This is a genomic window from Streptococcus sp. 'caviae', assembly GCF_001937065.1.
Classification (GTDB): Bacteria; Bacillota; Bacilli; order Lactobacillales; family Streptococcaceae; genus Streptococcus.
The window spans coordinates 24,677-46,371 of record NZ_MOWR01000006.1 but is presented as its reverse complement, the minus strand read 5'-3'; the positions used below and the strand labels follow the sequence as shown (position 1 = coordinate 46,371).

At 43.7% G+C, this 21,695-nt stretch carries 18 protein-coding genes; 4 read left to right on the top strand and 14 right to left on the bottom strand.

Translation table 11 applies throughout. From position 1 onward, the window contains the following. Positions 1-61: 61 nt before the first annotated feature. From BMI76_RS06990 to hemW, 6 genes are all read right to left on the bottom strand, one after another. On the bottom strand, positions 62-619 hold the full coding sequence (locus BMI76_RS06990) for an NADPH-dependent FMN reductase (protein WP_075346865.1): 558 nt from the start codon (positions 617-619) through the stop codon (positions 62-64). A 122-nt stretch (positions 620-741) separates the two neighbouring features. Next, positions 742-3,273, bottom strand: coding sequence for an ABC transporter ATP-binding protein/permease (locus tag BMI76_RS06985; protein WP_075346864.1), 2,532 nt, complete (start codon positions 3,271-3,273; stop codon positions 742-744). 134 nt (positions 3,274-3,407) lie between these two features. Then, positions 3,408-4,046: a TIGR01906 family membrane protein gene (locus BMI76_RS06980; RefSeq protein ID WP_075346863.1), complete on the bottom strand. Its 639-nt coding sequence runs from the start codon at positions 4,044-4,046 to the stop codon at positions 3,408-3,410. Continuing rightward, on the bottom strand, positions 4,036-4,809 hold the full coding sequence (locus tag BMI76_RS06975; protein WP_075346862.1) for a TIGR01457 family HAD-type hydrolase: 774 nt from the start codon (positions 4,807-4,809) through the stop codon (positions 4,036-4,038). The genes BMI76_RS06980 and BMI76_RS06975 overlap by 11 nt, the downstream gene beginning before the upstream one ends. Before the next feature lie 86 nt (positions 4,810-4,895). Continuing rightward, positions 4,896-5,624, bottom strand: a complete 729-nt coding sequence (locus BMI76_RS06970) for an acyl-ACP thioesterase domain-containing protein (protein ID WP_075346861.1) — start codon at positions 5,622-5,624, stop codon at positions 4,896-4,898. A gap of 5 nt (positions 5,625-5,629) precedes the next feature. After that, on the bottom strand, positions 5,630-6,766 hold the full coding sequence (gene hemW, locus BMI76_RS06965; RefSeq protein ID WP_075346860.1) for a radical SAM family heme chaperone HemW: 1,137 nt from the start codon (positions 6,764-6,766) through the stop codon (positions 5,630-5,632). Positions 6,767-6,994: 228 nt separating this feature from the next. Here hemW and BMI76_RS06960 point away from each other — a divergent pair, with 228 nt between their 5' ends. Both BMI76_RS06960 and BMI76_RS06955 read left to right on the top strand, forming a co-directional pair. Beyond that, positions 6,995-7,591, top strand: a complete 597-nt coding sequence (locus BMI76_RS06960) for a TetR/AcrR family transcriptional regulator (protein WP_075346859.1) — start codon at positions 6,995-6,997, stop codon at positions 7,589-7,591. Beyond that, positions 7,588-8,154, top strand: coding sequence for an NAD(P)H-dependent oxidoreductase (locus tag BMI76_RS06955; RefSeq protein WP_075346858.1), 567 nt, complete (start codon positions 7,588-7,590; stop codon positions 8,152-8,154). Before BMI76_RS06960 ends, BMI76_RS06955 begins: the two co-directional genes overlap by 4 nt. A 232-nt stretch (positions 8,155-8,386) precedes the next feature. Here BMI76_RS06955 and BMI76_RS06950 read toward each other — a convergent pair whose 3' ends face one another. From BMI76_RS06950 to cdaA, 8 genes are all read right to left on the bottom strand, one after another. Then, positions 8,387-9,631 (bottom strand): dihydrolipoamide acetyltransferase family protein, encoded by a 1,245-nt coding sequence (locus tag BMI76_RS06950; protein WP_075346857.1) that lies wholly within the window; start codon positions 9,629-9,631, stop codon positions 8,387-8,389. Between the two features lie 13 nt (positions 9,632-9,644). Then, positions 9,645-10,676, bottom strand: a complete 1,032-nt coding sequence (locus tag BMI76_RS06945) for an alpha-ketoacid dehydrogenase subunit beta (RefSeq protein ID WP_075346856.1) — start codon at positions 10,674-10,676, stop codon at positions 9,645-9,647. A gap of 16 nt (positions 10,677-10,692) precedes the next feature. Beyond that, a complete protein-coding gene (locus BMI76_RS06940; RefSeq protein ID WP_075346855.1) occupies positions 10,693-11,766 on the bottom strand; it encodes a thiamine pyrophosphate-dependent dehydrogenase E1 component subunit alpha in 1,074 nt (357 codons plus the stop codon). A 26-nt stretch (positions 11,767-11,792) separates the two neighbouring features. Next, a complete protein-coding gene (gene lpdA / locus BMI76_RS06935) occupies positions 11,793-13,130 on the bottom strand; it encodes a dihydrolipoyl dehydrogenase (protein WP_075346958.1) in 1,338 nt (445 codons plus the stop codon). Between the two features lie 234 nt (positions 13,131-13,364). Further along, complete coding sequence (locus BMI76_RS06930) at positions 13,365-15,941, bottom strand: ATP-dependent Clp protease ATP-binding subunit (protein WP_075346854.1); 2,577 nt, start codon at positions 15,939-15,941, stop codon at positions 13,365-13,367. 203 nt (positions 15,942-16,144) lie between these two features. After that, a complete protein-coding gene (gene glmM / locus BMI76_RS06925; protein WP_075346853.1) occupies positions 16,145-17,494 on the bottom strand; it encodes a phosphoglucosamine mutase in 1,350 nt (449 codons plus the stop codon). Positions 17,495-17,546: 52 nt separating this feature from the next. After that, positions 17,547-18,503, bottom strand: coding sequence for a YbbR-like domain-containing protein (locus BMI76_RS06920; protein ID WP_075346852.1), 957 nt, complete (start codon positions 18,501-18,503; stop codon positions 17,547-17,549). Then, positions 18,496-19,350 (bottom strand): diadenylate cyclase CdaA, encoded by an 855-nt coding sequence (gene cdaA, locus BMI76_RS06915; RefSeq protein ID WP_075346851.1) that lies wholly within the window; start codon positions 19,348-19,350, stop codon positions 18,496-18,498. The genes BMI76_RS06920 and cdaA overlap by 8 nt, the downstream gene beginning before the upstream one ends. Before the next feature lie 110 nt (positions 19,351-19,460). On the opposite strand from cdaA, the gene murT reads away from it, so the two are divergent. Both murT and gatD read left to right on the top strand, forming a co-directional pair. Beyond that, positions 19,461-20,804, top strand: coding sequence for a lipid II isoglutaminyl synthase subunit MurT (gene murT, locus BMI76_RS06910; RefSeq protein WP_075346850.1), 1,344 nt, complete (start codon positions 19,461-19,463; stop codon positions 20,802-20,804). Next, positions 20,804-21,592, top strand: coding sequence for a lipid II isoglutaminyl synthase subunit GatD (gene gatD / locus BMI76_RS06905; protein ID WP_075346849.1), 789 nt, complete (start codon positions 20,804-20,806; stop codon positions 21,590-21,592). Before murT ends, gatD begins: the two co-directional genes overlap by 1 nt. The last annotated feature ends 103 nt before the right edge of the window (positions 21,593-21,695 follow it).

Sequence of the window (21,695 nt, the reverse complement as noted above, 5' to 3'; positions counted from 1 at the left end):
ATACAGAAATATTTCTGTATTTTTTCAATGAGATATATTGAGCAAGCTTTAAAAGGTATATCTACTTTTCCGTGAAACTGTCAGCCAGATGTATGAAACGAATAAAGTGCTGCAGGTTATTAGCTAGGCGGGTGATGAGATCATATTCGTTGATTTGACCGTTTTCATCAAAAGCTGCTGGGGCACTTTTTAGAAAGAAAGGCTTATCAGACATGAGCCAGGCTTTTAAACCGGGAGCTGCGAGGATTTGTTTCAGGTCTTCCTGCGCCTTTTGCGGAATATGCTCATTGAGGGAAGCTCCAACAAGCATAATCGGCTTATTTTTAAAGGGGCTCTGTTGATAAGAAAACCATTCTAAGAGGGACTTGAGATTGGGTGTCAGGCTATGGTTGTGCTCTTCTATGGCTAAAATAATGCCGTCTGCAGCTGAAATGCTCTCTGTTAATTCTTGTAAGATAGGGTATTGTTCTCGGCTTTCATCTTGATTGAAAAGAGGAAGTTCTTCTATTTCAATCAATTCAAAATCAAAAGCTAAGCCAAACCGGTCTCGAATAAAGGCCATCAACAAGCGATTGTAGGAAAAGGAAGTACTCGTATCAACAATCCCCAGCAGTTTCATGTCTTTTCTCCTTTGCACAATGATTGTTTTATTATACACAAAAACCTTACCAGCTTCTAGCATTTGATTTGAGATAAAAAAACGAAACAGCAGATGCTAATCTAATGTTTCGCTTTTTGTCTTTATTCGGTTCGCAGTGCTTCTACCGGATCCTTTTTGGCTGCAACCCGCGATGGCAAAATGCCTGCAAAAACGGTCAGCAAGATGGAAATAGCAATCAGCACTGCTGCTGACCAGACAGGCAGAGAAGAGATGTTACTGATATCCAGCAGATTGTTGACAACCATATTGATAGGAATATTGAGCAAAAGGGTGATTAGAATGCCGAGAATACCTGCAATGGCTCCCTCAATAACGGTTTCTGCAGTGAAGATGCGCATAACATCTTTTTTAGAAGCCCCCATGGCACGCAGAATACCAATTTCCTTGGTCCGCTCGAGAACCGAGATATAGGTAATAATACCAATCATAATAGATGATACAACCAGTGAGATGGCAACAAAACCAACCAGAATATAAGTAATGGCATTAATCATTGTGGTTACCGATGACATCATCAGGCCGATAGTATCCGTGTAATTAATAACTTTTGATTTTTGCTTGTCTTTTTTTACCTGCTTGTTGTAATCACTGATCAAATCTTTAAGAGCTTCTTTATTTTCAAAAGAATCTGCATAGAAATTTATGGTTTCAGGATTGGCTGTGTCTATAATGCCGATTTTTTCTAAATTGTCATCGTAGGTGGCCGTCGCATTTTCATTATAACGATTCACATAATCTGCCATCTCCTCTGCTGACATTGAAGCCAAAGCGGCGCTTTGTTCGGCACTCAGACCAGCAGATGAGAAGGGCTTGCTGGAACTTGAAAAGTCCTGACCGGTAAAGATATTGCGCTTCTTATTAGCCAGCTGTTCTTTAGCAACACTGCTGGCATTGATCTTTTCAGAGAGATAGCTGGTCAATTTCTGACTGTAGCCGACTCCGGCATTTGAACTGCCTGAAGCAGTTCCTTCCTGAGGTTTTACGATACCCACAATTTTAATCGTCTCAGCTGCATTGACTACCTTTTTCATGTAGGCGTCATTGTCAGAGCGATCAACCCAGATTCCTCCTTCTTTTTGATAGACATCTGAATTGATTACCAGCTTATAGGTTCGGCCGACTAAATCTGAGTACTTATAGCTGCTTTCTTTAGTACTTTTCAGCTGTTTGCTGCTGTTTAATTCGCTGACGTCTTTAATCCCCAGACTGTAGAGAACATAGTCATCGATTTTATTATTTTCCTCTGCTATCAGGACAACTTCATTGTATTTTTTCGGCAGATGACCGTCAACAACCTGATATTGAGAAGACAGCATTTTCGCACTTGATGATAATTCCTGCCAAACATTGAGATTGGAAAGCAGCACCTGAATATTGCTGCCGGCATTTTTCACTTCCTTGCTCAGATTGCTGGGATTAACCGGTCTGACGCCCTTAGAAGTATCTGTTTGATAAATTCTTGGTGACAGCTTGTAAGAATACTGGATGTCCTTAGTTACCTTGCGGAATTTGCGCGAATGCTTTTTAATATAAGCTTTGAAGGAGGCTAGGTCATTATCTACAACCTGAGTTGAAATCATGTTTTTCAGAATATTATCGGTTTTAAGCGTCTTCTTGTCAGAGCTTTTCTTGCTGCTGTTGCTGTCTTCGTTGCCGGCCGCAAACAAGCCCATAAAGTTTTCATTCGAAGATTTTTCAATGGACAGGGGATAGGCAACTAAGGTATCTTCCTGGGTCTTTGAGATGTATTTTTGAGCACCGTTTGAAAGGGATAAGATCAAGGCAATCCCAATGATACCAATAGAACCTGCAAAAGCGGTCAGAAAGGTTCGGCCTTTTTTGGTCAGTAAATTATTAAAAGACAGCGACAGGGCCGTCATAAAAGACATCTTGGTCTTCTTAAAATCAACTGCTGACTGGTCAAGGTCCTTATCGTGATAGGGATTGCTGTCATCAATAATCCGGCCGTCCAAAACCCGAATGATGCGGTTAGAGTATTTTTCTGCCAGATTCGGATTGTGCGTTACCATAATCACCAGACGCTCTTGAGCGATTTCTTTGAGCAGATCCATAATCTGCAAAGACGTTTCAGAGTCCAGAGCTCCAGTCGGCTCGTCGGCCAGTAAAATATCCGGATTATTCACTAAAGCACGCGCAATGGCGACCCGCTGCACCTGACCGCCTGACATCTGACTGGGTCTTTTATGGATATGGTCTTCCAGCCCTACACGCTTCAAGGCCTCTAAAGCCCGGCTGCGGCGCTCTGCTTTGGAAACGCCCGACAGGGTCAGTGCCAATTCAACATTAGCCAGCGCTGTCTGGTGTGAAATGAGATTGTAGGACTGAAAAACAAAACCAATCGTATTGTTGCGGTAGCGATCCCAGTCCTTATCCTTAAAATTCTTGGTTGATTTACCGTTAATCAGTAGATCACCGGATGTATATTGGTCTAAGCCCCCCACAATATTAAGCAGGGTCGTTTTTCCGGATCCAGACTGCCCTAAAACAGAAACAAATTCACTGGCCCGAAAATTGATACTGACATCGTCCAAGGCCGTCCGCTTGATTCCCGCCGTGTCATAGATTTTGGTAATGTTCTTTAGCTCTAACATTCATAACTCCCAGCAATATATATAGTAACTCTTATTTTAGAATTTTACGGCTAAAACTGCAAAGAAAAAACGTCGAAATGAATTTTTTAATTTGCTGAAAAAACAAAAGCAAGCCCTTAGAAGCTCGCTTATTTTTATAGGGTTCTGTCCCGTTTGTTTTTGCATCTGATTTGCCAGAGCAGAGCGCCAAAAGATAATTCATAAAGAAACAAAAACAGCAGAAAACAATGCAAAAAGAAGGTCTCAGGCAAAATATAAATCACAGGATCGGTATAAGGATTAAAAAGCCAGGTGCTGTCTCCGGCAAATAAAACCTGATGGAAAAGCGTAAAAAAGGTATTAAAACCAATAAGTCCTGCGACTAAAGCCAGCACTGCAGGGATAAGGGCGCAAATTCTAAGTGCCCGTCGATACAAAAGGCCATAACCTTTTTGAATGATAGTTTTCACGAAAATGAAAAAACTAGGCAGGCTTATAAGAGCAGTCAGCTGAACCAGATGAAAGAGCAGCTTTACCTGCTTAAAGTGATGAAGACCGTCTTTAGAAGACGGAAAATCCGGCATGGTCAGCCGCCAGTTAAAGGGATTTGTTAGATAAAGCATGAGGCGGTTGAAATTATAGTAAATCTGACTGCTTTTCATATAGACAGCCTGTTCTAAGTGCAGCCAAGAAATTTCCAACGGGTAAAAAAGCCAGACTAAATAAATCGTTGCCAGAATGGAAAAAGACAGCAGAAAAAGGACTGTTAGGCTAAAATGCAGTTTATCTTTCATCGAAGTCCCACTCCGCAAGACTGGATAAGACATAATCGGGCTTAATCGGCAGATTGGGCACATCTTCTGCTTTGGTAAATCCTGTCGTCACTAAAAGCGTTGCAATATCGTTTTTGATACCGGCAGTGATATCCGTCAGATAGTTGTCACCGACCATGATAGCTTCGTGGCGCTTGACGCCCAGGCGTTCCAGTGATTTGTTCATGATGACAGCCTCAGGCTTACCAATAATAATCGGCTTAACCCGTGTGGCTCTTTCCAAAAGCGACAAAATGGAGCCTGCTCCCGGCAGCAATCCTCTTTCAGTAGGAATGTTAAGGTCAGGGTTGGTGCCGATAAAGACTGCTCCTTTCTGAATGGCCAAGGTCGCTACTGTCAGCTTTTCATAGGTCAGCTCTGTATCTAAGCCCACGACCACATAGGCCGGATTGTCGGTATCTTCAAGGTAGCCTGCTTCAGCCACTGCTGTCTTAAGACCAGTCTCTCCAATAACATAGGCTGTTTTACCTCGGTTCATATCATTCATGTAATCAATGGTGGCCAGTGTCGCTGTATAAATAGTTTCCAGCGGTGTTTGAATATTAAAGGACGTTGCCAGCATTTCCTGCACCATTTCAGGTGTGCGCGTGGTATTATTAGTAACTAAAACATAAGGGAGCTGCTTCTCCTGCAATCGTTTAACAAAGTCCTCTCCTGCAGGAATTCTGTCCTTACCCTTATAAATCGTTCCATCTAGGTCAATCAGATAACCCTTATATGCCATTCGTTTTTCTGCTCTCTTTCCGTTTTTTCTTTTGTATTTTTTGTACCTGTAAAACAGCTGAGCGCTGTTAGGGCGGCTGCTCTTTATTAGATGCTTGCCCACTCTGTAATGGCTTGGGCGTTGATACCGCCGTTTGACGTGATTTCATGCTTGGTCAAAAGACCTTCTTGTTCCAAGCGTGAATTGATATCGTGGCCATACTGAACTTCTTTGACATACTTGAGATTGATTTTTTTAGGAACATGGTTCTTTAAAAACTCAAAGTCAAGCACATCATACATCCATTCCAGATAGCGGCTGTTGTTGACATGACCGTTGATATCAAGATCAAAATAACGGACATGGTAGAGAGTGCTGTCGGCATTTTCCAGAGGTCTGTACTTAGGCCCCCGCAAAATTTTTCGGATTTTTTCTGACCCATAAGGCGCAATAAGTTCCTCAGGAACATCATGCACCTTGCGCGTATCATAGTCCATGAGAACAAAAGTTGAAAGGATATCGATAATCGTCTCACCTCGGGCATCAAAAAGCCTAAATTTTCGATAGCAAAAATAACGGTTGTAAGAAATAGGTTCCGTTTCAATTTCCACAGTTTCGCCAAACTGCGGCAGCCGCTTGATAATGATTTCATGTTCTGAAACCACCCAGACCAGATTATAGTCCTCAAGCAGCTTCTCATCACCAATATTTAACTCTACAGACTGGCTGCTTGCAATCTGCAGGGCAACTGATAAAATGTGCGGCAGCTTAACATTATGATTGACATCGCATTCATAAAAGGGTATTTGATAATGTGTTTTATATTTTTTCCCCATAATTTTTACTCCAAAATAAATTTTTCAGCAACAGTATCGCCTAGAAAAAGACCTTTTTTAGTCATTCTAATCCTGTCTTTGTCCGACACAAGCAGGCCGCTTTCTTCTAAATCATGAAGAGCCGGCCCATAGACTTCCTGAAGTGTCCGGCCGAATTTTTCTTCAAACCGCTTAAGAGAGACACCTGACTTCTTGCGCAAGCCTAGAAACAGCTCCTCTTCCATCTTTTCTGACTGGCTTAGTCTCTCCTCCTGAAATCTGGCATGTCTGCTTTCTTTGATGGCCTTTAAATAATGCTGAATCGGTCCGCGGTTCCGATAGCGAACACCATCAACATAGCCTGAAGCACCGGCGCCGCAGCCAAAATATTCCGCATTGTCCCAGTACATAAGATTATGGCGGCTTTTAAAGCCGGGTTTGGTAAAATTAGAGATTTCATAGTGCTCAAAGCCGTGGGCTTCCATTTCAGAAATGATATACTCAAACATCTCGGCTTCCAAATCTTCTGTCGGCAGATTGAGTTTCCCGCGGCGCATCTTATTCATAAAAACGGTATGATGCTCTAAAATCAAACTGTAAAGACTGAGATGGGGAATATCTAAGGCCAGCGCTTTAGCAACATTTTCTCTGACATCAGCCATGGTTTGATTAGGCAGAGCGTAAATGAGATCGATGGAAATGTTGTCAAATCCGGCCTTTTTCAGACTGTCAACACTTTCATAAATCTGCGCTTCATTATGCCCTCGGCCAATTTGCCTGAGATGTTTATCATTAAAGGTCTGTACTCCCAGAGAAACACGATTAACAGCTGATTCTTTTAGCACTGCTGCTTTATCCGGCGTTAGGTCTCCGGGATTCGCTTCAATGGTAAATTCTTCCAGCGCGTCCAAGTTAAGATTTTGGGATAAGTGGCTCAGCAGATAGTCCAGCTGCTCTGCTGAAAGGGCTGTCGGCGTCCCGCCGCCGATATAGAGCGTTCGCAGCTCTTTGATCCGGTAATACTCATTGAATTCCTTAATCAAAGCTTCCAGATACGCATCAACCGGCTGATTCTTGATGAAAACTTTTGAAAAATCACAATAGTAACAAATCTGTGTGCAAAATGGAATATGCACATAGGCTGATCTTGGTTTTAAATGCATGATATTATTTTACCATTTTTAGCCTGAAATAGCAGAAAATCCCGATTTTTTACAGCCATAAGTTGACAAAATAAAGTAGACAGTGTAAACTTTTTTTAAAAGTAGACATTGTCTACTTTTAAAAACTTTGGAAGATCTGAATCACAGCACAGCCCAAAAAATAAACATCCTTATCAGTTGTACTGATAACGACAAGCTGCTGCCTGTGCTTGGTTGGGGGGATTTACGATGAAACGAAACACGGCAGAACTCAAAGAAAAATTGATACAAACTGGTGTTACTGAGATAAAAAAACACGGCATTGACAGGCTCTCGTTAAGGACAGTAGCCAAGTCTTGCGGTGTTACTCACGCCACTCCCTACCGCCATTTTAAAAGTAAAGAAGACTACCTGAGGGTTGTTTTGAAGCGTCTTTCGGTCTTTCTCGGTCAGGAGATGGAAAAAGGTCTGCAGCAAGAACAGTCTGCCCGCAGTCAGCTGGCAAAAATGGGATTTAATTTCATTGCTTTTGCTCAGGACTATCCCTATTTCTTTGAGGCTCTCTTTATCAAATTTCCTTTTAAGTATATGGAAGTCACTCAGGAAACAATCGTGACAACCTCTGACTTGCCGGGTTTTGATTCTTTTAAAACCATTGTCATCAAGCTTCGCAAAGAAGAAGGTTTTTCAAACAGCAAAACGGAAACCCTTTTCCATTTTTGGAGTTTTATTTCGGGCTTAGCGATTTTAGCCAAGAGTCCAATTGGCACGGACTTAGATAATGAGGCCATCCAGACAACAATCAATCATATGCTTGATATCTATATCAAAGGAGAACGCTCATGAATATTGTAATCATCTATGCACACCCAAATCCAGCCAGTTTTAACGCGGCAGTCCTAAAGCAAGTTCAAAGCAGCCTTTCTAAAAATCACAATTTTAAAACCTTGGATTTGTATGCCGAACATTTTGATCCGCTACTGCAATTCGACGAGAAGCATAAACGCCGTGATTTGGACAAGATCCCTGAAATGGAAACTTACCGCCGCCTAATTACTTGGGCGGATCAGCTGATTTTTATTTTTCCTCTTTGGTGGGGCGGCATGCCAGCCATTCTTAAAGGGTTTATCGACCGCGTCTTTACTGCTGGTTTTGCTTACTCTTACAAAAAGGTCGGTATGGAAGGACATTTACAGGGGAAATCTGCCTGGATTATTACCACGCATAATACGCCAGCCTTTATAACACCTTTTGCTCAGGATTATGGCAAGGTCTTAAAGCGACAGGTACTGAAGACCTGCGGCATTTCACCAGTGAAACTAACGCAGTTAACCAGCATCGAAAAAATTTCCACTGATAAGCGGCAAAAACTGCTGGATAAAATCGCTCAGACAGCCAGCAGCCTATAGAAAACAGAACCCGACAGCCAAACAAACTGTTCGAAAGATATGGGAAACCCAGCCAGCGGTGGCTGACGCTCCTACAATATTCAATGAACGGTGCAGGGGAAGACTGCACTGGGCAGAGCCAATCAGGCTTACTACCAGATACTGCCTTAAGAGTTTATTCCTAGAAAAAAGTGAACCTGAGACAAAAACATCTCAGGTTCTTTAATTTGTCAGCTGTAAACTGTGCAGTTGACTAGAATATCAAGCTATAAGCGTCTTCTAAGTAGGAAACAATCGTTCCTAAGAATTCAGCAGCAGGTGCACCGTCCAAAACTTGATGGTCAAAGCTCAGACTAAGCGGCAGGTATTGTTTTTCTACTACTTGTCCTTCTTCATCCAAAGCAAGGGCTTTTTGAATAGTACCAACACCTAAGATAACCACTTCTGGCGCATTTAAAATTGGAGTGAAGTATTCAACACCCTGACCGCCCAGGCTAGTGATACTGAATGTTGAACCAGAATAAAGAGAACTATCCAAGGTTCCCTTTCTAGCCTGTGCCGCCTGTTCTTTAATAGTCCGGCCCAAATCCGACAAGGTCCGCTTGTCTGCGTTATGGATGACCGGCACTACTAAACCATCGCTCAAGGCAGTTGCTATACCAATATTGATTTCTGACTGCACTTGATACTGGCCGTTAGCATACCAAGCATTGGCTTCTGGGTGATCTTTCAAGGCCTTAGTAACTGCCTTGGTTAAGAGTGTGGTAATTCCAATTTCGCCATTTTCCAGCGGTTCTTTAACCTTAGACTGAATATCTTTTCTAAAGGCCAGCAAAGATGTCACATCAGCTTTACGATGAATGGTTAACTGCGCACTTGTCTGCAGGCTGTTCATCATGCGCTCAGCAATAACTTTGCGCATGCCTGTCAAACCAGCTCCGTATATAGCAGACACAGGAGCAGCTGCTTGAACAGCTGCAGGCTGAGCTGCTGGAACACTTGCCGGATTAAAGGCTTCAACGTCCCGCCGTGTAATGCGGCCATTTCCGCCCGTTCCTTTAATATAGGAAATATCCAAACCACGTTCTTCAGCAATTTTACGCGCCAGAGGCGTGATAAAGATGCGTCCGCCTTCATGCTTGACAGCTGCTGCTGCAGGAGCCGCTTGGGCAGTTTCAGTTTCGTTTGGAGAACTGCTGCTTTCTTCTGCTGTCAGATCCGGCTCAGTCTCTGTACTTTCTGCATCAGGAACAGCTTCACCTTCTTGACCGACCCAGGCAATGACTTGCTTGCAAGGGACAGTTTCTCCTTCGCCTTTGACAATCTTCAAAATGACGCCGGCTGTCGGAGCTTCAACTTCACTTGTTAATTTTTCAGAGCTAATTTCCAACACGGGATCGCCCGCAGCAACGGTATCGCCTTCTTTGACGAGCCATTGGTTAATCAGCCCTTCTGACATAGTTAAACCTAATTTAGGCATCACAATTTCTGTTGCCATATTATCCCCCCTTCTAGGCCTTCAAGTCATCAATCAATTCAGCTGCTTCTTCAATGACACGGTCTGCATTAGGGATGTATAATTGTTCAAGGTTGGTAGCAAATGGTACCGGCACATTTGGTGCACAGACACATTTAATTGGGCCGTCTAAGTAGTCAAATGCTTTATCATTGACAACAGAAGCAATATCTGTCGCGGTGTTGTTATGCGGATTGGATTCATCCACAACAATCAAGCGTCCCGTCTTTTTAACTGATTCAATGACTGTTTCCTGATCCCAAGGCGCGACAGTTCTCAGGTCAATAACTTCAACAGAAATACCGTCCTGTGCCAAACGGTCAGCCACTTCATAAGCCACATAAAGCATCTTACCGATTGTTACAATAGTCAAATCACTGCCTTCACGGCGGACAGCAGCCTTGCCGATTGGAACCGTATAATATTCTTCTGGAACTTCACCTTTAGAGCCATAGAGAGTCTTGTCTTCTGAAAAGATAACAATATTATTGTCTTCAATAGATGAAAGAAGAAGACCCTTAGCATCATAAGGTGTGGCCGGAACGACTACTTTAATGCCTGGAATAGATCCAAAAATACCGTAGTAAGATCCCGAGTGCTGGGCAGCTGCTGAAGCTCCTGCACCATGCATGGTTCTCACTGTCATAGGAACCTTGGCTTTACCGCCGAACATGTAACGCACTTTGGACCCTTGACCGATAAGAGCATCAAAGCAAAAGCCCAAGAAATCATTGAACATCAGCTCAGGAATTGGACGTAAGCCTGTTAGAGCCATTCCGACAGCCGCTGACATATAGCCATGTTCTGAAAGAGGAGTGTCAATAACACGGTCGCGGCCGTACTTAGGCATAAGTCCGGTGGTAACTCCCATAACACCGCCCCAAGCTTCTTCATTTTGTTCTTCCAAATGTTTAACTTTGACACCGCCTGCGATATCTTCACCAAGTAAAACGACTGTGTCATCTTTGGCCATTGCCATATCAAGCGCTTCATTAATTGCTTTCATAAATAACAGTTCTCTAGCCATGTCTAACCTCCTTCATTTACTCAGCAAATACATCTTCAAGCAGAGATTCTGGAGCAGGAATCGGACTGTCTTGGGCATATTGAATAGCTTCTTCAACATCTTTTCTCGATTCTTCCAGAATTTCATTCAATTCTTCTTCAGTCAGCAAATCGTGTTCAATAACATGATCGCGGAAGACTTCCAAAGGATCAACATCTGCCCATTCCTTTTCTTCACCGTCAGGTGCCTTGTATTTTTGCTCATCACCTTCAAAGTGACCGTAATTACGGTAGGTAACAGCTTCAATCAGAGTTGGTCCTTCACCCCTTCTGGCCCGTTCAACTGCTTCTTTAGCCACTTGATAAACAGCAAAGAGGTCTTTACCATTAACCCGGATACCCGGCATATCATAAGCCAGAGCTCTTTCAGCAATTGTTGGAGATGCGGATGAGTACCACTGAGGCGTCGATTCAGCAAAGAGATTGTTTTCATTGACAAAGATGACAGGCAGCTTCCAAATAGAAGCCATGTTCAGGCATTCATGGAAAAGTCCTTCATTAGCAGCACCGTCACCGAAAAAGCAGACAGCTACATTATCGGTTTTTAGATACTTGTTGCGCATAGCTGCTCCGGTTGCCAGACCAAAACCGCCGCCAACCATACCGTTGGCACCTAAAATTCCCTTATCGATGTCTGCAATATGCATGGAGCCGCCCTTGCCCTTACCAAGACCTGTTGCCTTACCGAAAATTTCAGCCATCATTCCTTTCAAGTCGCCGCCTTTAGCCACACAGTGTCCGTGGCCGCGGTGGGTACTGGTGATATAATCCTTGTCTGTCAGATTAGCACAAACCCCTGTAGCAACTGCTTCTTCACCTGCATAAAGGTGAACAAATCCCGGAATTTGTCCTGCTGCAAAAAAGCGGCGGGCATTTTCTTCAAAATTCCGAATATCCCACATGGTCTTGTACATGTCCTTAGCCTGTTCTTTGGAAACTTCTTCAGCTTCAATGTCTGTTGCTGTGTGAACCTTCAGGTCAACCAGTTCTGAAACAGATGTATTGCTTCTGGTTCTCGTTAAATCTTGTGGTAAATCTTTATAGTTTGGCATTCTGCTTCCCTCCTATGTTAAAGTCTTTACTGAACAATTCGTTTAGCAACTTCCTGTATCAGTTCTGAAATAGTTGGGTGAGCAAAGACAGTGTCAACAACTTGATCCAAGGTTCCCTCTGCCTGTCTCAGTAAAATCAGCTGCTGCAGTAAATCTGTTGCGTGCTCGCCAACAATAACAGCTCCTAATAGTTGATGGTACCTCCTTTCTGAGATGAGTTTTACAAATCCTTCTGATTCAGCTGCTGCAAGAGCCCGGCCGTTGAAAGAAAACGGCAGCTGTTCAACCTGAACATCATATCCTTCTTCCTTAGCTTCCTCTTCACTGAGTCCGAAAGAAGCTACTTCTGGGCTGGTATAGAGCGAACGCGGCACACCCAGAGCATCAACAGGCTCTTCTGCCCTGCGGAAAATAGCCTTAACAGCCTTGACGCCTTCCATGCTGGCAACATGAGCCAGCATATAACTCTCTGTTAAATCACCAATAGCATAAACGTGAGGAATGGATGTTTCATAGTAGTCATCAACCTTGATAAATCCCCGTTCTGTCAAAGCGGCGCCCATTTCCTGCGCCAGTTCGGTCTTTGGTTTGCGTCCCGTCGCTACCAATAATTGGTCAAACGCCTGAGCTCCGTCACCTTCCAGGACAACTGCCTGACTCGTCACTTCTTTTATCAAAGCGCCTTCAAAGATATGCACTCCCAATGCCTTTAGCTTATTTCTGATGATGCTGCGGGCAGCCTCATCTTCTGTTAAGAGAATTTGCGGCGCTACTTCGACAACCGTAACATCCACACCCAGCGGTTTCATGGCAAAAGCCAATTCAATAGCAATAACACCGCCGCCAATAATGACAAACTTCTCAGGCAGAACCTTTAAATCGAAAAAGATATCTGTTGTCAGATAAGCTGCCGAGTCAATACCATTAATGGGCGGAATGAACGGATAGCTTCCAGTTGCCAGAATGACGTCTTTTCCTGAAATTTTTTCGCCATTGACGATAAAGGTCTTATCCTTATCAAATATCGCCTCACCTTCATAGTAATCAATTTTCAGTGCTTTAAAAGTTGCATGGATCCCGCCTTGCAAGGCAGAGACAACTTGATCTTTACGGCGGACCAATTTTTCAAAGTCAATTCCTTCAAGATTAGCTGAGATTCCATGTTTTGCGGCTTCCTTCATTGACAATAGCCAATGGCTGTGCTGAAGATAGGCTTTTGAGGGAATACAGCCAACATTCAGACAAGTACCGCCAATCGACTTCTTTTCAACAACGGCAACCTTTTTGCCAAGCCTGGCGGCTTCCTCAGCGGCAACATAGCCTCCAGGTCCGGCACCAATAATTAAAACATCATATTTAGCCAAAATATCACGCTCCTTTCTCATAAGACTAAAGGGCATTATATACTGTTGTTGAAAACGCTTTCTACAACTTGATTGTAGTACTTTTTAGAAGGAATTTCAAGCAAAAAAAGTTTGTGAAATTTATTTTTTTCATCTTTTTTTAAAATAAAAATCATCGATTAAGACGTTTTTATCAACATTTTAACCGATGATAGGTTTCTTAAAAAATCTAAAAATTAGTGAAATATTAGAAAACTAAGAAAAGCTAAAAGCGAGCTTGCCATCTTTAAGCGACACCTTGACGAAAAGCTCCTTTTTAGAGTCTGTCTGATTTTGAATAATGTGCAGGGCCAGCGGATTTTCCAATTCCTGCATAATAGTTCTCTGCATGGGACGGGCGCCGAAGGCCACATCAAATCCCTTCTGTGCCAAAAATGAATAGACGGGCTCGGTCAGTTCGAGATGGACATCCTGATCCAAGAGACGTTTTTGCAAGTCAGCGACCATGACCTCAACCACACCAATCATATTGTCTGCGGAGAGCGCATTAAAGAGAACGGTCTCATCAATCCGATTGAGAAATTCAGGCCTGAAACTGTGATTCAGCTCCTCCAGCACTTCTTGACGGACCTCATCAGTCAGACAGCCATAGTCATGCAGGCTCTGTAAAATCTTGGATGAGCCGATATTGCTAGTCATAATTAAAATCGTATTTTTAAAGTCAATGGTCCGCCCCTTAGAATCCGTCAGCCGGCCTTCATCAAGAACCTGCAAAAGCGTGTTAAAAACATCCGGATGGGCCTTTTCAATCTCATCGAGAAGAACAATAGAGTACAGGCGCTGGCGGACTGCTTCTGTCAGCTGGCCGCCTTCTTCATAGCCGACATAACCAGGAGGTGGCCCCACCAAACGAGCAACGGCATGCTTTTCCATATATTCAGACATGTCCAGACGCACCATCTCAAGTTCACTGCCAAAGAGCACTTCGGCCAATCGTTTGGCCAGAGCAGTCTTGCCGACACCTGTCGGACCCAAGAAAAGAAAGGATCCGATAGGCCGTTTAGGATTTTGAATGCCGGCGCGAGAACGAATAATGGCTTGTGATACCTTTTGGACAGCCTGATTTTGCCCAACGATTTTCTCATGCAGCAAATCTTCCAGATGTAAGAGACGGTCACGTTCGTTTTCCATGACACCTTGGACCTTGATACCGGTCAATCGCTCAACAATGGCCGCAATATCCTCTCTGGTGACTAAAACATCGATCATTGATGCCTGAGACAGACGCTCCTGATCCAAATCATTAATGACTTGGTGCTGCTCTGCGATTTGACTGTCTTTTAAATTAACGTATTCAGCAATCCGATCTTCTTCTAAAGCTAGGTTAGCCTGGTCTTCTAATTCTGCCAGCTGCAGCTGAATATCCTGCTCCTGATCCAAAAGCTGACGCTCATTTTGCCACTGTGCTAAGAGAGTATTTTTCTGCTCTTCCAATTTCGCTAAGCGCTCGGTCAGCTGATCCGTTTCTTTTGCATCAGCTAAGCGCAGCAAATGGATTTTCTGAGAGACAATCTGTACTGACAAATCATCTATTTGCTTAGGATAGGCCCGAGCAGCAATATGCTTGACCGCACAGGCCTCATCGATCAAGTCCAAAGCCTTATCCGGCAAAAAACGATCCGAAATATAGCGTTTGGACAGTGATACCGCAGCTTCGAGGGCATCCTCTGCAAGCCTGACCCCGTGAAAATTCTCATAAATTGACTGCAGCCCCTTTAAAATCTCCATGGTCTGCTCTGTATCCGGTTCATGGATTAAAATTCTTTGAAAACGTCTTTCCAGGGCCTTATCATATTCAATGCTTTCCCGGTATTCTGCATGGGTCGTTGAACCTAAAATCCGAATATCTCCCCTGGCCAGAAGCGGTTTTAAAATGCTGGCAGCATCAACCGAACCTTCTGTCCGGCCAGCACTGACAATCGAATGAATTTCGTCCACGAAGAGAATAATTTTCCCTTCTGAAGTCACAATATCATTTAAGAGCGCTTTGAAACGCTCCTCAAATTCGCCCCGGTATTTGGTTCCTGCCAGCAGTGCTCCCATATCAAGGCTGTAAATCACCTTACCCTGAAGATTTTTAGGCACCTGATTTTTGACCAGACGCTGAACGAATCCTTCAATGACAGCCGTTTTACCGACACCCGGATGACCTACCAAAACAGCATTGTTTTTAGTTTTCCGCGACAAAATCCGAATGATGTCATTGATTTCATCCTGTCGGCCGATGATTTTATTGGCATGGCCATCCAGAATACGCTGATTAAGATCAGTTGCATATTTCTCTAAAGCATCATAAATAGCCTCTTGACTGGAAGAAATCGCCGGCTTTCCCTTACGCATCTTATTCATTTTTTGATAGAGCATGTCTTTGGTTAAACCATGCTCCAGCAAAAAAACAGTCAGTGGGTTGCGCTGCTGATCAAAAAGCGCCAAAATGAGGTGCTCCGCAGTCACCACCTGATCGCCTAAATCCGCCATCTCCTCTTGTGCATCATCCAAAAGGTTTTTCAGCCGCTGGCTGTACAGGCGGGCATAGCTGCCTTTTTCGGTACTTGAAAAAGCAGGGATTTTGGCAACTTCCTGATCAATCACTTTAAGCAGCTGACGGCCATTTATCCCCACAGATTCATAAAACTGAAAGGCAAACTGATCAGGCTGCACCAAAACTGACCATAAGTGAGGAATGTCCACTTGATAATTGTGGTGAGCGACAGCCAGCTCTTTTGCTTCTGCCAGAGAATCCTCAACTAACTGAGTCATCTTATCTGCCATACAATCACCCTTTCTCATTTGTTAAACGCTTACATTTTCTAATCTACGTTTAGTATAGCACAAATTATGCTTTCTGGCATTGTTTGCAGGCGTTAATCGGCTGCAAATAAAAAGAGCAGAAAATAAAGGCATTTCTGACTCCTATTTATTATTGGTAATAATTGCAGCAAACAATATCAGCAGCAAGGGTCTTAAACCTTGCTTTAGATGCCGATTTCTGCTTCGACGACCTTGGCAATCGTATCGACGTAATAGTCAACCTCTTCAAGGCTGGGAGCTTCTGCCATGATACGCAAAAGCGGCTCTGTTCCGCTCGGGCGGACTAGAATGCGGCCGTTGCCCGCCATCTCTGTTTCCATCTTTTCAATCACGCTTGCGATCAAAGGCACGTCCATGGCCTTATCCTTCATATCGTTTTCCACACGAATATTAACCAGTTTTTGAGGATAAATGGTTACTTCGCTGGCCAATTCGGACAGTGATTTTCCCGTTTCTTTCATGACCTTGGTCAGCTGAATGGCTGTTAGCTGGCCGTCCCCGGTAGTGTTATAGTCCATAATAATCACGTGGCCGGACTGCTCTCCGCCCAGGTTATAACCTGAACGGCGCATTTCTTCAACGACATAGCGGTCGCCGACGGCAGTGATTTCTTCATTGATGTTTTCCCTATCCAGCGCCTTGTGAAAACCGATGTTTGACATCACCGTTGTCACGATAGTGTTCTTAGCTAGTTTTCCTTTTTCAGAAAGGTATTTGCCGATAATATACATGATCTTATCGCCGTCAACAATCTCACCATTTTCATCAACAGCAATCAAACGGTCGCTGTCGCCATCAAAGGCGAGACCAACAGCCGCATCGGATTCTTTAACCAACTCCTGAAGCTGTTCAGGATGAGTAGAGCCCACACCATCATTGATGTTAAGACCGTCAGGATCATCACCAATGACAGTAATGTCAGCATTTAAGTCCAGAAATACTTGACGGGCAGACGAAGAGGCTGCGCCGTTGGCCGCATCAATAGCAACCTTCATCCCTTCCAAATCTAGGCCGGTAGAAACGAGGAATTTTTCATACTTACGGACACCCTCAGGATAGTCAATAAGCCTTCCTAAACCAGCAGCACTCGGCCGCGGGAGAAGGTCTTCTTCCGCATCCAAAAGCTCTTCGATTTCCAGTTCGCGGTCATCATCCAGTTTAAAGCCGTCACTGCCAAAGAATTTTATGCCGTTGTCCAAAGCCGGATTATGGCTGGCCGAAATCATGACACCAGCGCTGGCTTTCTCGGTACGGACCAAGTAAGAAACACCGGGTGTTGCCAAAACTCCCAGTTGATAGACCTCAATCCCTGCCGATAAAAGGCCTGCAACCAAAGCACTTTCAAGCATTTGACCTGAAATACGTGTGTCACGCGCTACAAAAACCGTTGGATTTTCTTTTTCATGCTGACTGAGCACATAGCCGCCAAAACGGCCGAGTTTAAAGGCCAACTCCGGCGTTAATTCAACATTTGCTTCACCGCGCACACCGTCGGTACCAAAATATTTTCCCATAATAATTTGATGCTAGGCATCTTCCTCCCTTTAATCTAATGTCATTATAATATTATTTTTTCTTAGCTGTCAACTTAACAGTGACTTTATCAGGACTGACCTTAAGATCGCCGGCTGACAGGCTGACTGTCTTGGTTGTGTCCTTGGTAACATCGGAAATATTGACTTTGACCTTAACATAAGCGGTCTTATCAAGCTCTGCCTGTTTGCCGTAAACCACAGCTTCTTTGGTCTGCAGTTCATAACGAATGTCAGACAGATTGCTGCTGAGCTGACCAGTCAGTTCAACAACAATGGGAACTTGTTTGGACAGCTCCTCCACATCAACATCCAAATCTGTTTTAGTCGGATTAATGATGCTTGGTAAAATTTTGCCGCTCTCAGAAACTGCCTGCAGGGTTACCGTACTGCTGTAATCCTTAGACAGAATCTCCTCTTCCGGCAAAATAGCCGCAACATGGTCAATTTGATTGATAGTTGCTTCATCACTGGTGACTTCTACCTCAGACACTCCGGTTGAGACTTTTGCCAGCCTGTAGCCATCGGCAATCTGATTGGCACTAATCTTTCCTTCAACTCTAAAGGTCTTGGTCTTTTTCTTGCCGACATTGACCGTGATAGTGGTCGGTGAAGACTCCGCACTGACACCGCTGGGAAGGTCTTTCACTTCCAGAGGCACCCTGTTGGTTCCTTCTCTAGCATTTGATAAGTCGGCAACCACTTTGAAATGTCTGGTATCATTGTTGATTTCAGAATCCAATTTAACCCGATTGGTAGATGTCAGGTAGACTTCTGTATCATAAGAATAGCCGCTGATAAAGTATTTATCACTGTCATACTTGATATCGATAGGAACATTTTCCAAAGTATGGCTGTAGGTCTGCAAGAGCCCGCTTGTGTGATTCCTTGAACTGTAATTAACAGAGTTAGCGGTTAGAAACAGCAAAATGGCAAAGAAGATTGAAACAAGAGCCAGCCAGAGGCGTTTGGTAAAAATTCGTTTAAACATGATGTTGACCTCCAAAGAATTGTTTCAGACGATTCTTTTTCTTGGGTTCTTCTTTGATAAAATGGTCACGCAGCAAAACTTCAAAAGCGTCGATAGACAGGTCGTGGACAAAATCTCCCTTATAGGCAATGGAGATGGCTCCCGTTTCCTCAGAAACGACAAAGGTAAAGGCGTCAGAGTTCTCAGAAAGTCCGATAGCCGCCCGGTGCCTTGTGCCAAATTCCTTGGAAATATGGCTGGATTCTGAAAGAGGCAGGTAAGCACAGGAAGCCGCTATCTTATTGCCTTCAACGATGACAGCTCCATCATGCAAAGGTGTGTTGGGAATGAAAATATTAATCAGCAGCTCTCCTGAAATATCGGCATCCAGAGGAATTCCTGTCGCAATATATTCCTGCAGAGTCTGCGTTTCTTCCACAGCTACCAGTGCTCCGATTTTTCGCGGGCTCATATAAGCAACAGCTTTTACAAAGGCATTGACCAGCTGTTCCTCATCGCTGAGCTGCTGCCTTTGAATGAGGGACTGAGGGGTTCGGCCGAAACGTTCCAGGCCCAATCGGATTTCAGGAGCAAAGATAACAACACCCGCGATAACCCCGTAAGTAATCACCTGATTCATCAGGAAAGCAATCGTCGTAAATCCTAGAAATTCTGCCACAAACTTAAAAAGGACAAATAAGACAACCCCTTGAACTAAAGACATGACCTTAGTTCCGGCCAGAGCCTTGATAAATTTGTAAATCAGCCATGATACAATAGCGATATCAAGGACGTGAATTAAAATTTTCAGCGGGCTGTCAAACAGACTGGCCCAAAAATTAGCATTAACATCAAATAAAGTACTCATACCATTCTCTCTTTTAGTAAAAACTAGCTAAATACATGCTTTATCATTATATCACTTTTCAGGCGATTTTTCTTGTATCTCAAACGCTTTTTTTATGATAAAATGGACTTATGACTCTTAAAACACAATTAGGCATTATTGCCGGCAAAACAGCCCATTTTATTCTCAGCAAATTGGGACGCGGCTCCACCCTGCCGGGGAAAATTGCCCTTCAATGCGATAAAGACATTTTAAAGACTTTGGCTAAAGATTATGAAATTGTTGTTGTCACCGGTACCAACGGTAAAACCCTGACCACCGCTCTGACCGTCGGCATTCTCAAGGAAGCCTACGGCCAAGTGCTGACGAATCCCAGCGGTGCGAATATGATCACAGGCATTACAGCGACCTTTTTAACGGCCAAAAAAAATAAGAACGGCAAAAAGATGGCTGTCTTGGAAATTGACGAAGCCAGTCTCCCTAAAATCACCCAATACCTGACACCCAGCCTTTTCGTCTTCACTAACATTTTTCGTGACCAGATGGACCGCTACGGAGAAATCTATACAACCTATCAGATGATTTTAGACGGTGCAGCCAAGGCTCCGCAGGCAACTATTTTAGCCAATGGAGACAGCCCGCTCTTTCATTCTGTCAAAACGGTTAATCCTATGCGCTACTACGGCTTTGATATTGAAAAGCATGAAGCTAAACTGGCCCACTACAATACAGAAGGAATTCTTTGTCCCAACTGTCAGCACATCTTACAGTACCGCTTCAACACCTATGCTAATTTAGGGGATTATATCTGCCGGCATTGCGGCTTTAAGCGGCCTCAGCTGGACTATGCACTGACTGACCTGACCGAGATCACCAATACAGCTTCTGAATTTATCATTGATGGGCACAGCTACAAGATTAATGTCGGCGGACTGTATAATATTTACAATGCCCTTGCTGCAGTTGCAGTTGCCGAATTTTTTGGAGTTGACCCCGAACAAATTAAGGCTGGTTTTAATAAGAGCCGGGCAGTCTTTGGCCGTCAGGAAACCTTTAAAATCGGCAATAAATCCTGCACACTGGTCCTCATTAAAAATCCTGTCGGAGCCAGTCAGGCGCTGGATATGATTAAATTGGCTCCTTATCCTTTCACCTTGTCTGTGCTGCTCAATGCCAATTATGCTGACGGCATTGATACCAGCTGGATTTGGGATGCGAATTTTGAAAGTATCTTGGACATGGATATCCCTGAAATTTTCACAGGCGGTATCCGCCATTCAGAAATTGCCAGACGTCTGCGGGTAACAGGATATGACGAAAACAAGATTCACCAGGCCGAAAAATTAGAGGACATTATGACCATGATTGAACAGCAGGAAGCAGACCATGCCTATATTCTGGCGACCTACACTGCCATGCTGGAATTTCGCAGTCTTTTAGCAGGTAAACACGCTGTCGGAAAGGAGATGAACTAATGGTTTATACATCTTTGCAATCCCCTGACAGACCGGATTATCAATATCAGCTCAGAGTTGCCCACCTCTATGGCAATCTGCTCAACACCTATGGCGACAATGGCAATATTTTGATGCTCAAATATGTCGGTGAAAAATTAAAGGCTCAAATGATCTTTGATATTGTCTCACTGGAAGATCCCTTTAATGAAAAGGACTACGACATGATTTTCTTCGGTGGCGGCCAAGACTATGAACAATCTATCGTTGCCAAGGATCTGCCTGGTAAAAAGGCAAGCATTAGCCGCTTTATTGAGGCGGGAGGTGTTGGTCTGGCCATCTGCGGCGGCTTTCAGCTTTTGGGACAATACTATATCCAAGCTGACGGAAAAAAGATTGACGGTATCGGCGTGATGGGCCACTACACGCTCAATCAGGACAACAATCGCTACATTGGTGATATTAAAATTCACAATGAAGAATTCAACGAAACCTATTACGGTTTTGAAAATCATCAAGGCAGAACATTTCTGGCTGCAGACGAGAAACCTCTGGGAAAAGTGGTTTATGGCAATGGCAATAATAAAGAAGATGCTACCGAAGGCGTTCATTATAAAAATATCTTTGGCTCCTACTTCCATGGTCCTTTACTTTCACGCAATGCCAACCTTGCCTATCGTTTAGTCACCACTGCTCTTAAAAATAAGTATGGCCAGGACATCAGTCTGCCTGCTTACCAAGATATTCTCAGCCTTGAGGTCGCTGAAGAATACGGAGACGTCAAAAGCAAGGCAGAATTTGAGAAATAACAAGCACAAAAAGAATGCAGCAATATGTCATCTTGCTGCAACTCTTTCGACTGTCCTATCATCTTTATCATTGAATAAACAGCTACTATCTTAGCAAACTAAA